The organism is Pseudomonas sp. GW821-FHT02B10 (assembly GCF_059421865.1).
The window spans coordinates 312107-324395 of the sequence record NZ_JBWKVU010000002.1; the positions used below are offsets into that span (position 1 = coordinate 312107).

Below are 12289 nucleotides of genomic sequence, written 5' to 3' on the forward strand. Positions count from 1 at the left end.
TAATGGGCGGGCTATATAGCGAGCTATGCACGCATGCGAGTGATGCGAATGACCCCGGTCAGGGCGCGCAGTTTCTTGATCACGCGAGCCAGGTGCACGCGGTCGTGCACGCTGACCACCAGTTGGACCACGCTGATGCGACCATCCCGTTCGTCCATGCTGATTTTCTCGATATTGCCGTCGGCCGCGTTGACGCTGCTGGCCAGCAGGGCGATCAGGCCGCGCTGGTGCTCCAGCTCGACGCGCAGTTCGACGTTGAATTCGCCGGTGACATCCTTGGCCCACGAAAGCTGGATGCATTTTTCCGGGTTGTGGCGGATTTCGCTGATGTTGCGGCAGTTGTCCAGGTGCACCACCATCCCTTTGCCCGCGGACAGGTGGCCGACAATCGGGTCACCCGGGATCGGCGTGCAGCACTTGGCATAGCTCAGGACCAGGCCTTCGGTACCGCGAATGGCCAGCGGACCTTCCGGGCTTGGCAGCTGTTCGCCTTCGCCGAGCAGGCGGCGGGCGACCACATAAGCCATGCGATTGCCCAGGCCGATGTCTTCCAGCAGGTCTTCGATCAGCTCCAGGCGGTACTCGGTGAGCATTGCTTGCACGCGTTCGGCGGGGATCTTTTCCAGCGAGCTGTCAAAACCGTTGAGCACCTTGTTCAGCAGGCGTTCGCCCAGGCTGATGGACTCGGAGCGGCGTTGCAGTTTCAGTGCGTGGCGGATGTGGGTGCGAGCCTTGCCGGTGACCACGAAGTTGAGCCAGGCCGGGTTGGGGCGTGCGCCCGGGGCACTGACGATTTCCACGGTGGAGCCGCTTTGCAGCGGTTCGGACAGCGGCGCCAGGCGGCGATTGATCCGACAGGCGATGCAGCTGTTGCCGACGTCAGTGTGTACCGCATAGGCGAAGTCCACTGCGGTGGAGCCTTTGGGCAGCTCCATGATCCGGCCTTTCGGCGTGAACACGTAGACCTCGTCCGGGAACAGGTCGATCTTCACGCTTTCGATGAATTCCAGGGAGTTGCCGGCGCGTTGCTGCATCTCCAGCACGCCCTTGACCCATTGGCGAGCCCGGGCGTGGGTGCCCTTCGGCTGCTCGTCGCCGCTGGATTTGTACAGCCAGTGGGCGGCGATGCCGTTGTTGGCCATCTCTTCCATTTCGCGGGTGCGGATCTGGATCTCGATCGGCACGCCGTGCATGCCGAACAGCGTGGTGTGCAGCGACTGGTAGCCGTTGGCCTTGGGAATCGCGATGTAATCCTTGAAGCGACCCGGCAGTGGCTTGTACAGGTTGTGTACGGCGCCGAGCACGCGGTAGCAGGTGTCGACCTTGTCGACGATGATCCGGAACGCGTAGACGTCCATGATCTCGTTGAAGGCCCGGCGTTTGCCACGCATCTTTTTATAGATGCCATACAGGTGCTTCTGGCGGCCGCTGACCTCGCCCTGGATGCCGTCGATGGCCAGGCAGTGGCTCAGGGATTCTTCGATCTTGTTGACGATTTCCTTGCGGTTGCCCCGGGCGCGCTTGACCGCCTGGTAGATCCGCGCGGAACGCATCGGATGCATGGCCTTGAAACCGAGGTCTTCGAATTCGATGCGGATGCTGTGCATGCCCAGGCGGTTGGCGATGGGCGCGTAGATCTCCAGGGTTTCCTTGGCGATCCGCCGGCGTTTTTCGCCGGACAGCACTTCCAGGGTGCGCATGTTGTGCAGGCGGTCGGCCAGCTTGACCAGGATCACGCGAATGTCGCGCGCCATGGCCATGGCCATCTTCTGGAAGTTTTCCGCTTGGGCTTCGGCCTTGGTCTCGAAATTCATCTGGGTCAGTTTGCTGACCCCGTCGACCAGTTCGGCCACGGTTTCACCAAACTGCGCTTGCAGCGCTTCCTTGGCGATACCGGTGTCTTCGATCACGTCATGCAGCATGGCCGCCATCAGGCTCTGATGGTCCATATGCATGTCGGCGAGAATGTTTGCGACCGCTAACGGGTGCGTGACGTACGCCTCGCCGCTGCGACGGCGCTGACCGTCATGGGCTTGTTCGGCGTAGAAATACGCTCGGCGGACCAGATTGACCTGGTCCGTGCCGAGATAGGTCGATAAGCGATCGGCGAGGGCGTCTATGCTCGGCATGATGACTCCTGCCGTAAGCTGTGATCCCGCGCCGTGCTACGTCGACCAGGCATAGGCTTAGACGGCCTCGTTGGACTCGTCCTCGAATGCAGCAAAAAGCGGTTCATCTTCAACGATTTCGGCTTCGGCGATAGCTGCGTAGTCGATCAGGCCTTCAGCGATTTCGCGCAGGGCGACGACGGTAGGCTTGTCGTTTTCCCATGCTACTTTCGGCTCTTTGCCGCCGGTTGCCAGTTGACGGGCACGCTTGGTAGAGAGCATGACCAGCTCAAAGCGGTTATCCACGTGTTCTAGACAGTCTTCAACGGTTACGCGGGCCATGGTCTTCCTCGTAGCAAATGCAATATGCGCGCTGCCCGGATGGGCGAGCGGACTCAACAGTTTAAAAAATCACCAGCGATTAGGGAAGCGCTGATTTTTTAACCAAGCTTTCCGGCCCGCTACAAGTGCCAATGTAAAGCCCTTGCAGCGGTTTTGGGAAGTGCTATTCAGCCCAGCAATTCGGCGAGCAATTTGCCGAAACGCTGCTGCTGGCGCTTCTGCTGCAGCTGGTTGGTGCGGAAAATCGCCTTCAGATCGTCCAGCGCATGGGCGAAATCGTCGTTGATGATCAGGTAGTCGTAGTCGACGTAGTGGCTCATCTCGCTGACCGCTTCGCGCATCCGGCCTTCGATGATCTCGTCGCTGTCCTGGCCGCGGTTGGTCAGGCGCTGGCGCAAGGCCTGCTGGGACGGCGGCAGGATGAAGATCGAACGAGCCTGGGGCATCAACTTGCGCACCTGCTCGGCGCCTTGCCAGTCGATCTCCAGGATCAGGTCGTGACCTTCGTCCAGGGTCTGCTGCAAGTGGCTTTGGGAGGTGCCATAGAGATTGCCGAAGACTTCGGCGCGCTCGAGGAAGTCGCCGTGTTCACCCATCTTCACGAACGCTTCGCGCGAGACGAAGTGGTAGTTCACGCCGTCCACTTCGCCCGGGCGCATGGCGCGGGTGGTGTGGGACACGGAAACGCGGATCGACGGATCGGCGTCGATCAGGGCCTTGACCAGGCTGGTCTTGCCCGCGCCCGAAGGGGCGGAAATGATGTAGAGGGTGCCGGTGCTGTGGTTCATGTCGGGGTAGCCTTACTCAATATTCTGTACTTGTTCGCGCATCTGCTCGATCAACACCTTGAGGTTGACCGCAGCCTGAGTGCTGCGCGGGTCGAAGGCCTTGGAGCCCAGTGTGTTGGCTTCGCGGTTGAGTTCCTGCATCAGGAAGTCCAGGCGCCGGCCGGCGGCGCCGCCGGACTTGAGCACGCGGCGAACTTCGATGATGTGGGTGCTCAGGCGGTCCAGTTCTTCGGCGACGTCGCTCTTCTGGGCGAGCAGCACCATTTCCTGTTCCAGGCGCGTGGGGTCCAGCTCGGCCTGCATGTCGGCGAAGCGGTCGAGAACCTTCTGGCGCTGGGTGGCGAGCATCTGCGGGACCAACTCGCGCAGGGTCACGACGTCTTCCTCGATGGAGGTCAGGCGGTCGTTGATCAGGCGGGCCAGCTCCGCGCCTTCGCGCTCGCGGCCGCTCTTCAACTCTTTCAGCCCCTGGTTGAACAGGCTCAGGGCTTCGTTGTTCAGCGCCTGCGGGTCGCTGGCATCAGCCACCAGGACTCCGGGCCAGGCCAGCACTTCCAGTGGGTTCAGCGCCGCCGGTTGTTTGATCAGGCTGGCAACGGACTCGGCTGCCGCCACCAGTTGCGCGGCGCGCTCCCGGTCGACCTGCAGTGGTTTGCCGGTGGTTTCTTCGGTGAAGCGCAAGGTGCATTCGAGCTTGCCGCGCGACAGTCCCTGGCGCAGCGCCTCACGGACCGCGCCTTCCAGGTCGCGAAAGGATTCCGGCAGGCGCAGGTGCGGTTCCAGGTAACGGCTGTTGACCGAGCGCAGTTCCCAACTCAGGGTGCCCTGGGTGCCGGCCCGTTCTACCCGGGCGAAGGCGGTCATGCTGTGCACCATGGAGGTACCTCCGATACAGGTCCGCCGCCAACCGCGGAGGGTTGCACGGGCCCGATATGAATGAATTGAAGCCGACAGGCTGCGAAGGCGCAGGATTGTAGCGCAGTGCGGTGGATGCTCCCAAACTGCGGGTGTGACAAAGCGCTGCGGGGCGACCGGAGGGCCGTTCCAGAGGCGTCGCCGACGGGCCGGGGTTTTTAGAACTGCCCAGGCAGGGCCGCGGGCTCTATAATGGTCGGCAGTTTTCCGTCCCCGTACAGGTATTTCCCTATGAAACGTCCAAGTGGTCGCGCTGCCGATCAGCTCCGCTCGATCCGCATCACCCGCAACTACACCAAACACGCCGAGGGATCTGTACTGGTCGAGTTCGGTGATACCAAAGTGATCTGCACGGTCAGCGTCGAGAACGGCGTGCCCCGCTTCCTCAAGGGCCAGGGCCAGGGCTGGTTGACCGCCGAATACGGCATGCTGCCGCGCGCCACCGGTGAGCGTAACCAGCGTGAAGCCAGTCGCGGCAAGCAAGGCGGCCGCACCCTGGAGATCCAGCGTCTGATCGGTCGTTCCCTGCGCGCTGCGCTGGACATGACCAAGCTGGGCGACGTCACCCTGTATGTCGACTGCGATGTGATCCAGGCCGATGGCGGTACCCGTACCGCGTCGATCACCGGTGCCATGGTGGCTCTGGTGGATGCGCTGAAAGTGATCAAGAAGCGTGGCGGCCTGAAGGGCGGCGACCCGATCAAGCAAATGATCGCAGCGGTGTCCGTGGGCATGTACCAGGGCGAGCCGGTGCTGGATCTGGATTACCTGGAAGACTCGGCGGCCGAGACCGACCTCAACGTGGTCATGACCAGCACTGGCGGTTTCATCGAAGTCCAGGGCACTGCCGAAGGCGCGCCGTTCCAGCCGGAAGAACTGAACGCCATGCTGGCGCTGGCCAAGAAAGGCATGAGCGAGATCTTTGAATTGCAACAGGCAGCCCTGGCTGACTGATTGCCCGGTAGCTTTCAGCAAGGAGAGCCGCATGAACGACGACCAGCTTCCGCAACCTGTCCCGAGCCATGAGGTGCGTCAGTGGGCGATGTTCTGTCACCTGTCGGCCTTGCTGGGCATCTGGATTCCGTTCGGCACCCTGATCGGTCCGTTGGTGCTCTGGCAGATGAAGCGCGAGACCGATCCGTTCATCGATGCCCAGGGCAAGGAAGCGCTGAACTTTCAGATCACCGTGGCCCTTGCCTCGCTGGTCTGCTTCCTGCTGATGGTGGTGCTGGTGGGTTTCCTGCTTTTTGGTCTGCTGGCGATCGGCGCCCTGGTGCTGACCATCATCGCCGGGGTCAAGGCCAATGAAGGGGTGGCGTACCGTTACCCGTTTACCTGGCGATTGATCAAATAGGCCGAGCGCCCACAAAAAAGCCGACACTGATGTCGGCTTTTTTGTGGCTGCGAAAAGACGCTTAGATGGTCAGCGTCCAGTCGTAGTCCACGATCAGCGGCGCGTGCTGCGAGAAGCGCGGCTGGCGTGGCAGGCGTGCGCTGCGCACGAAGCGACGCAGGCCCGGGGTCAGCAGCTGATAGTCGAAGCGCCAGCCCAGGTTGAGCATCTCGGCCTGTTCGTTGTCCGGCCACCAGCTGTATTGATCGCCTTCGCGGCTGACTTCGCGCAGGGCGTCGACATAACCCATGTTGCCGACAATCTCGTCCATCCAGGCACGCTCAGGCGCCAGGAACCCCGGAGATTGTTGGCTGTCACGCCAGTTCTTGATATCCAGCTTCTGTTGCGCCACGTACAGCGAGCCACAATAAATGTACTCGCGACGTTTGCGCCGCTGTTTATCCAGGTAACGGGCGAAGTCGTCCATAAGCTTGAACTTCTGGTTCAAGTCTTCATCGCCGTTCTGCCCGGAAGGAAGCAGCAAGGTCGCGATGCTGACCTTGTCGAAATCGGCTTGCAGGTAGCGCCCGTAGCGGTCGGCCGTCTCGAAGCCGAGACCGCTGATGACAGCCTTCGGTTGCAACCGCGAATACAAAGCCACACCGCCTTGGGCGGGAACTTCGGCATCGCAGGCATAAAGGAAGTAGCCATCCAGTTGGAAGGCTGGATCGTCCAGTTCAAAGGCGGAGGCGCGGGTGTCCTGCAGGCAGATGACGTCGGCATTCTGTGCTTGCAGCCAACTGAGCAAACCTCGCTCCACTGCAGCCTGAATACCATTGACGTTCACACTGATGATCCGCATAAATGGCCCCAAAAATCACGTGCGTGTATGATACCCGAGGTCTACCTAATTAGCTAAATCCGTGGTATTTGGGGCTTTTTCATGCAGGCGTATCAGCGCGATTTCATTCGTTTTGCCATCGATCGCGGGGTTTTGCGCTTCGGTGAGTTCACCCTGAAGTCCGGGCGTACCAGTCCTTACTTCTTCAATGCCGGCCTGTTCAACAGCGGCTCGGCCCTGGCGCAGCTGGGGCGTTTTTATGCCGCGGCGATCGTCGACAGCGGTATTCCCTTCGATGTGCTTTTCGGCCCGGCGTACAAAGGTATTCCTTTGGCTGCGGCGACGGCCGTGGCCCTGGCCGAGCATCATCAGCGCGATCTGCCATGGTGTTTCAACCGCAAGGAAGCCAAGGCTCACGGCGAAGGCGGCAGCCTGGTCGGCGCGCCATTGACTGGCGATGTGCTGATCATCGACGACGTGATCACCGCGGGCACCGCGATTCGCGAAGTGATGCAGATCATCGAATCCCAGGAAGGCGCCAAGGCGGCGGGTGTGTTGATCGCCCTGAACCGTCAGGAGCGTGGCAATGGTGATTTGTCGGCGATCCAGGAAGTCGAGCGCGACTTCGGCATTCCGGTGGTGAGCATCGTTTCCCTGACCCAGGTCCTGCAGTTCCTGGCGGACGATCCGGCGCTCAAGCAGCATCTGCCGGCGGTGGAAGCCTACCGTGCGCAATTCGGCGTCTGAGTATTGTAGGAGCGAGGCTTGCCCGCGATAGCGGTCTGACCTGATGCATCGCTATCGCGGGTAAGCTCCGCTCCTACAGAAGGCGCAATAAAAAGCCCCCGCCTGGCTTGCCCAGGCGGGGGCTTTTTATTGCAGCGCTTAAGGACGCTTGCGATTGCTGATCAGGGTGCCGACACCGGTATCGGTGAAGATCTCCAGCAGAATCGCATTGGGTACGCGACCGTCGATGATCAACGAGCTGCCCACGCCACCCTGTACCGCTTCCAGCGCGCAGCGAATCTTCGGCAGCATGCCGCCGTAGATGGTGCCGTCTTCGATCAGGGCGTCGACCTGCTGGGTGGTCAGGCCGGTCAGGACCTTGCCCGACTTGTCCATCAGGCCGGCGATGTTGGTCAGCAGCATCAGCTTCTCGGCTTTCAGCGCCTCGGCCACCTTGCCGGCCACCAGGTCGGCGTTGATGTTGTACGACTCGCCGTTGGCACCGACGCCGATCGGCGCGATCACCGGGATGAAATCACCTTTGACCAGCAGGTTCAGCAGGTCGGTGTTGATGCCGACCACTTCGCCTACGTGGCCGATGTCGATGATTTCCGGGGTGGTCATTTCCGGCGTCTTGCGGGTGACGGTGAGCTTCTTCGCGCGAATCAGCTCCGCGTCCTTGCCGGTCAGGCCGATGGCGCTGCCGCCATGGCGGTTGATCAGGTTGACGATGTCCTTGTTCACCTGGCCGCCGAGGACCATCTCCACCACGTCCATGGTCGCCGCGTCGGTGACGCGCATGCCATCGATGAAGTGGCTTTCGATGGACAAGCGCTTGAGCAGGTCACCGATTTGCGGGCCGCCGCCATGCACGACCACCGGGTTGATCCCGACAGCCTTCATCAGCACGATGTCGCGGGCGAAGCCGGTCTTCAGCTCCTCGCTTTCCATCGCGTTGCCGCCGTATTTGATCACCAGGGTCTTGCCGACATAGCGGCGAATATAAGGCAGCGCTTCGGACAGGACCTTGGCGGTATTGGCGGCGGCATCGCGTTCGAGGGTCATTCAGGGCTCCGGCACTTCAATAAAGGCGCTTGAAGAAAATCAAAACGGTAGTTGGAGGTCAGGTGCAACACGTTTCAGCTGGGTGTGGAACACATCCTTGATGCGCTGCAGTTCGGCTTCGTCATCGGCTTCGAAGCGCAGTACCAGCACCGGTGTGGTGTTGGAGGCGCGAACCAGGCCCCAGCCTTTGGGGTAGTCGACTCGTACGCCGTCGATGGTGGTCAGGTCGGCGCCTTCGCCCCATTGCGCGTCGTGCAGCGCATCAATGATGCTGAATTTGCTCTCTTCGGTCACATGGATATTGATTTCCGGCGTAGAAATATCGTTCGGGAAGGTGGCGAACAGCTCTTCCGCGTTGGATTTTTCCTTGCTGAGGATCTCCAGCAGCCGCGCGGCGCTGTAGATACCGTCGTCGAAACCGAACCAGCGTTCCTTGAAGAACACATGTCCGCTCATTTCACCGGCCAGCAACGCGCCGGTCTGCTTCATTTTCTTTTTGATCAGCGAGTGACCGGTCTTCCACATGAGTGGGCGACCGCCATATTCCTTGATCAGCGGGATCAGGCGGCGGGTGCATTTGACGTCGAAGATGATTTCCGCGCCCGGGTTGCGCGCTACGACATCCTTGGCGAACAGCATCAACAGGCGATCGGGGAAGACGATGCTGCCGGTGTTGGTCACGACGCCAACGCGGTCGCCGTCACCGTCGAAGGCCAGGCCGATATCGGCGTTGGTCTCGGCGACCTTGGCGATCAGGTCTTCCAGGTTCTCGGGCTTGCCCGGGTCCGGGTGGTGGTTGGGGAAGTTGCCGTCCACTTCGCAGAACAGCGGGATGACTTCGCAATTCAGCGCTTCGATCAGCTGAGGCGCGATGACGCCGGCCGCGCCGTTGCCGCAATCGACCACCACTTTCAGGCGACGGGCGAGTTTGACGTCGGCAGTGATTTCCTTGCCGTAGCGATCGAGGATGTCGACCTTGGTGATGCTGCCCTGGCCGCTGCTCAGGTTGTTGGTCTTGAGGCGATCGTGCAGGGCCTGGATCTGTTCGTTGGCCAGGGTGTCGCCGGCAATGACGATCTTGAAGCCGTTGTAGTTCGACGGGTTGTGGCTACCGGTCAGCATCACCCCGGATTTGCCAGCCAGCACATTGGCCGCGTAATACAGCGCCGGTGTCGGTACCAGGCCGACATCGCTGACGTGGCAACCACTGTCGTGCAGGCCCTGGATCAGTTGCGCCACCAGCTCGGGGCCGGACAGGCGACCGTCACGGCCTACGCAAACGTTGGGTTCGCCCTGGGCCAGGCTCTCGGAGCCAATGGCGCGACCGATCCAGTAGGCGGTTTCAGCGTTCAGGGTTTCCGGAACGGTTCCGCGAATGTCGTAAGCGCGAAAGATGCTTTCAGGGAACTTGGGTACGACTTGGGCTGCATTGCTCATCACTGGGGGTGCTCCGTCTAAAAGGGGGCAGGACAGGCCGGAATACTGACCGGAAGGCTCAAACTGAAGGGTATGACGGCGTTTTTGCCCTTGGGTTCATGGTGCAAAAATGCCATCTGATGAGCGTCAGCTCTTTTCAATCACCTTGTACCGTGATTCCGGGTGCTTGAGTCCGCGAATAAATCTGCTGAGTTTTTTGTGCTGAAACACAACCCACCAATCTTAGGCGAGCCGCTGGCGCGGCCCGGTTTTTTTGCTCAATGGCTGCCGGAGTGACCGAAACCGCCCGCGCCGCGCTGGCTTTCGTCGAAGGCTTCGACCACTTCGAAGTGCGCCTGGACCACGGGTACCAGTACCAACTGGGCAATGCGTTCGCCCACCGCGATGTTGAAGGCGGTCTGGCCACGGTTCCAGCAGGAGACCATGAGTTCGCCCTGGTAATCGGAGTCGATCAGGCCGACCAGGTTGCCCAGGACGATGCCGTGCTTGTGACCCAGGCCGGAGCGCGGCAGGATCAGCGCGGCGAGGCCTGGGTCGCCGATGTAGACGGATAGGCCGGTAGGAATCAGCAGGGTCTGGCCCGGTTCCAGGAGGGTGTCCTGCTTGAGCATGGCGCGCAGATCGAGGCCGGCGGAGCCTGGCGTGGCGTACTGCGGCAGGGGGAATTCGTTGCCGATGCGTGGGTCGAGGATCTTGGCTTGTAAAGCGTGCATGCGAGTTAAACCTGGTTCAGCCGTTCGGCGATGAAAGAGATCAGTTGGCGGGCAATCTTGCCCTTGCTGGTCTGGGCGAAGAGAGTTGCGTGCAACTCCCGGTCAATCACGCTGCAGGCATTTTCCTCGCTGTTGAAGCCAATGCTCGGGTTGGCCACGTCGTTGGCGACGATCAGGTCGAGGTTCTTGTCTTTGAGTTTGCGTGCAGCGTAGTCGAGCAAGTGTTCGGTTTCAGCGGCGAAGCCGACGCTGAACGGACGGTCGGGGCGGGTGGCGATGGTGGCCAGGATGTCCGGGTTGCGCACCATCTGCAATAGCAGGCCGTCACCGTTCGTAGGGTCTTTCTTCAACTTCTGTGGGGCGACGACTTCCGGGCGGTAGTCCGCGACCGCGGCCGAGGCGATGAACAGGTCGCACGGGATAGCGGCTTCACAGGCAGCGAGCATGTCGCGGGCGCTGACTACGTCGATCCGGGTCACGCGATCCGGGGTCGGCAGATGCACGGGACCGGTGATCAGGGTCACCCGGGCACCGGCTTCGACCGCGGCTTCGGCCAGGGCAAAGCCCATTTTCCCTGAGCTGTGGTTGGTGATGTAGCGCACCGGGTCGATATTTTCCTGGGTCGGGCCGGCGGTGATCAGCACGTGTTTGCCGGTCAGCGCCAGGTGCTGGAAGCAGTCGGCGGCGCACAGCGCCAGATCGTTGGCTTCGAGCATGCGGCCCAGGCCGACGTCGCCACAGGCCTGGCTGCCGGAAGCCGGGCCGAAGACCTTCAGGCCACGGCTTTGCAGCAGCTGGGTGTTGGCCTGGGTGGCAGGGTCGCGCCACATGGCCTGGTTCATGGCCGGGGCGATGGCGACGGTGGCGTCGGTGGCCAGGACCAGGGTGGTCAGCAGGTCGTCGGCGATGCCTTGGGCCAGGCGGGCGATCAGGTCGGCGGTGGCCGGGGCGATCAGCACCAGGTCGGCCCATTTGGCCAGTTCGATATGGCCCATGGCGGCTTCGGCCGCGGGGTCGAGCAGGTCCAGGTGGACCGGGTGCCCGGACAGGGCCTGCATGGTCAGCGGGGTGATGAATTCACTGCCGCCACGGGTCATGACCACACGTACTTCCGCGCCGTGGTCGAGGAGTCGGCGAACCAGCTCGGCGCTCTTATAGGCAGCGATGCCGCCGCCGACGCCGAGAACGATGCGTTTCCGATACAGCCGCTGCATAGGCCTGCCTTTCAGTTCAATGATTGCTGCGTGTAACACCCCCTCCCCAGGGGAAATTCCACGCAAAAAGATGGGCTAAGATAGCACAGCGACCGCTATGGAACAGCGGCGCCCACACACATGGAGGTGCTATGAGCATTCGCGACTGGCCTGCGGCGGAGCGCCCGCGGGAGAAGCTTCTCGAGCAGGGCGCGCTGGCCCTTTCCGACGCTGAATTGCTGGCGATTTTCCTGCGCACCGGGGTCGCCGGAAAAAGCGCGGTCGACCTGGCGCGACACCTGTTGCATCAGTTTGGCAGCCTGCGTGGTCTGCTCGAGGCGGACCAATTGACCTTCAGTCGGCAGCTTGGCCTGGGCCCGGCCAAGTTCGCGCAATTGCAGGCGGTGCTGGAAATGGCGCGCCGGCATCTGGCGGAAAAACTCAGTCGCAATTCGGTGCTGGAAAGCCCGGTGGCGGTCCGCGACTACCTCAAGGCGATGTTGCGCCATGAACCGCATGAGGTCTTCGGTTGCCTGTTTCTCGACTCCAAGCACCGGGTGCTGGCGTTCGAGGCGTTGTTCCAGGGTTCCATCAACACCACCAGCGTCTATCCGCGGCAAGTGGTCAAGCGTGCCCTGGCGCACAACGCGGCCGCGCTAATCCTGTGCCACAACCATCCTTCGGGCGTTTCCGAGCCGAGCCAGGCGGATCGGGTGCTGACCCGCAGGCTCACGGAGGCGCTGGACCTGGTGGATGTGCGCGTACTCGACCATTTCATCGTCGGCGAGGGCGAGCCGCTGTCGATGGCCGAGTACGGCTGGATGTAGC

General features: G+C 61.7%; 12 protein-coding genes and 1 pseudogene. 4 read left to right on the top strand and 9 right to left on the bottom strand.

All coding sequences use genetic code 11. The features are described from left to right. Positions 1–23 precede the first annotated feature (23 nt). The 4 genes from spoT to AC07VU_RS05275 form a co-directional block, all read right to left on the bottom strand. Entirely contained in the window at positions 24–2129 is a 2106-nt protein-coding gene (gene spoT / locus AC07VU_RS05260) for a bifunctional GTP diphosphokinase/guanosine-3',5'-bis pyrophosphate 3'-pyrophosphohydrolase (RefSeq protein WP_123572277.1), read from the bottom strand. Between the two features lie 57 nt (positions 2130–2186). Beyond that, positions 2187–2450 (bottom strand): DNA-directed RNA polymerase subunit omega, encoded by a 264-nt coding sequence (rpoZ, locus tag AC07VU_RS05265; protein WP_007921129.1) that lies wholly within the window; start codon positions 2448–2450, stop codon positions 2187–2189. Positions 2451–2617: 167 nt separating this feature from the next. Continuing rightward, positions 2618–3238, bottom strand: a complete 621-nt coding sequence (gene gmk / locus AC07VU_RS05270; RefSeq protein ID WP_053263107.1) for a guanylate kinase — start codon at positions 3236–3238, stop codon at positions 2618–2620. Between the two features lie 12 nt (positions 3239–3250). Further along, entirely contained in the window at positions 3251–4114 is an 864-nt protein-coding gene (locus tag AC07VU_RS05275) for a YicC/YloC family endoribonuclease (RefSeq protein WP_009046187.1), read from the bottom strand. Between the two features lie 270 nt (positions 4115–4384). Here AC07VU_RS05275 and rph point away from each other — a divergent pair, with 270 nt between their 5' ends. Continuing rightward, on the top strand, positions 4385–5107 hold the full coding sequence (gene rph / locus AC07VU_RS05280) for a ribonuclease PH (protein ID WP_007921124.1): 723 nt from the start codon (positions 4385–4387) through the stop codon (positions 5105–5107). Positions 5108–5138: 31 nt separating this feature from the next. Then, positions 5139–5507 carry a DUF4870 domain-containing protein gene (locus AC07VU_RS05285; protein ID WP_007921123.1) on the top strand — a complete coding sequence of 123 codons (369 nt, stop codon included), beginning with the start codon at positions 5139–5141 and terminating at the stop codon, positions 5505–5507. Between the two features lie 61 nt (positions 5508–5568). On the opposite strand, the gene crc is transcribed toward AC07VU_RS05285, so the two are convergent. Beyond that, on the bottom strand, positions 5569–6348 hold the full coding sequence (gene crc, locus AC07VU_RS05290) for a catabolite repression control protein Crc (protein WP_003176915.1): 780 nt from the start codon (positions 6346–6348) through the stop codon (positions 5569–5571). Between the two features lie 81 nt (positions 6349–6429). Between crc and pyrE the strand changes: the two genes are divergently transcribed. Then, positions 6430–7074, top strand: coding sequence for an orotate phosphoribosyltransferase (pyrE, locus tag AC07VU_RS05295; RefSeq protein ID WP_457275230.1), 645 nt, complete (start codon positions 6430–6432; stop codon positions 7072–7074). A 138-nt stretch (positions 7075–7212) separates the two neighbouring features. Here pyrE and argB read toward each other — a convergent pair whose 3' ends face one another. The 4 genes and pseudogenes from argB to coaBC all read right to left on the bottom strand — a co-directional run bounded on the left by argB (position 7213) and on the right by coaBC (position 11482). Then, positions 7213–8118, bottom strand: coding sequence for an acetylglutamate kinase (gene argB, locus AC07VU_RS05300; protein WP_007921120.1), 906 nt, complete (start codon positions 8116–8118; stop codon positions 7213–7215). Between the two features lie 39 nt (positions 8119–8157). Beyond that, a pseudogene (locus tag AC07VU_RS05305) lies at positions 8158–9561 on the bottom strand (phosphomannomutase/phosphoglucomutase); the annotation flags it as partial. Positions 9562–9812: 251 nt separating this feature from the next. After that, entirely contained in the window at positions 9813–10268 is a 456-nt protein-coding gene (gene dut / locus AC07VU_RS05310; protein WP_009046184.1) for a dUTP diphosphatase, read from the bottom strand. Positions 10269–10273: 5 nt separating this feature from the next. Continuing rightward, a complete protein-coding gene (gene coaBC, locus AC07VU_RS05315; protein ID WP_007921117.1) occupies positions 10274–11482 on the bottom strand; it encodes a bifunctional phosphopantothenoylcysteine decarboxylase/phosphopantothenate--cysteine ligase CoaBC in 1209 nt (402 codons plus the stop codon). Positions 11483–11613: 131 nt separating this feature from the next. Here coaBC and radC point away from each other — a divergent pair, with 131 nt between their 5' ends. Then, the gene (radC, locus tag AC07VU_RS05320) at positions 11614–12288 is read left to right on the top strand and encodes a RadC family protein (RefSeq protein WP_007921116.1); all 675 of its coding nucleotides are present in this window, start codon (positions 11614–11616) and stop codon (positions 12286–12288) included. Position 12289: the final 1 nt, after the last annotated feature.

Coding starts and splice junctions, on each gene's coding strand:
- coaBC (WP_007921117.1), bottom strand. CDS start 11,482: ATGCAGCGGCTGTATCGGAAACGCATCGTTCTCGGCGTCGGCGGCGGC.
- rph (WP_007921124.1), top strand. CDS start 4,385: ATGAAACGTCCAAGTGGTCGCGCTGCCGATCAGCTCCGCTCGATCCGC.
- rpoZ (WP_007921129.1), bottom strand. CDS start 2,450: ATGGCCCGCGTAACCGTTGAAGACTGTCTAGAACACGTGGATAACCGC.
- spoT (WP_123572277.1), bottom strand. CDS start 2,129: ATGCCGAGCATAGACGCCCTCGCCGATCGCTTATCGACCTATCTCGGC.
- dut (WP_009046184.1), bottom strand. CDS start 10,268: ATGCACGCTTTACAAGCCAAGATCCTCGACCCACGCATCGGCAACGAA.
- radC (WP_007921116.1), top strand. CDS start 11,614: ATGAGCATTCGCGACTGGCCTGCGGCGGAGCGCCCGCGGGAGAAGCTT.
- argB (WP_007921120.1), bottom strand. CDS start 8,118: ATGACCCTCGAACGCGATGCCGCCGCCAATACCGCCAAGGTCCTGTCC.
- AC07VU_RS05275 (WP_009046187.1), bottom strand. CDS start 4,114: ATGGTGCACAGCATGACCGCCTTCGCCCGGGTAGAACGGGCCGGCACC.
- crc (WP_003176915.1), bottom strand. CDS start 6,348: ATGCGGATCATCAGTGTGAACGTCAATGGTATTCAGGCTGCAGTGGAG.
- AC07VU_RS05285 (WP_007921123.1), top strand. CDS start 5,139: ATGAACGACGACCAGCTTCCGCAACCTGTCCCGAGCCATGAGGTGCGT.
- gmk (WP_053263107.1), bottom strand. CDS start 3,238: ATGAACCACAGCACCGGCACCCTCTACATCATTTCCGCCCCTTCGGGC.
- pyrE (WP_457275230.1), top strand. CDS start 6,430: ATGCAGGCGTATCAGCGCGATTTCATTCGTTTTGCCATCGATCGCGGG.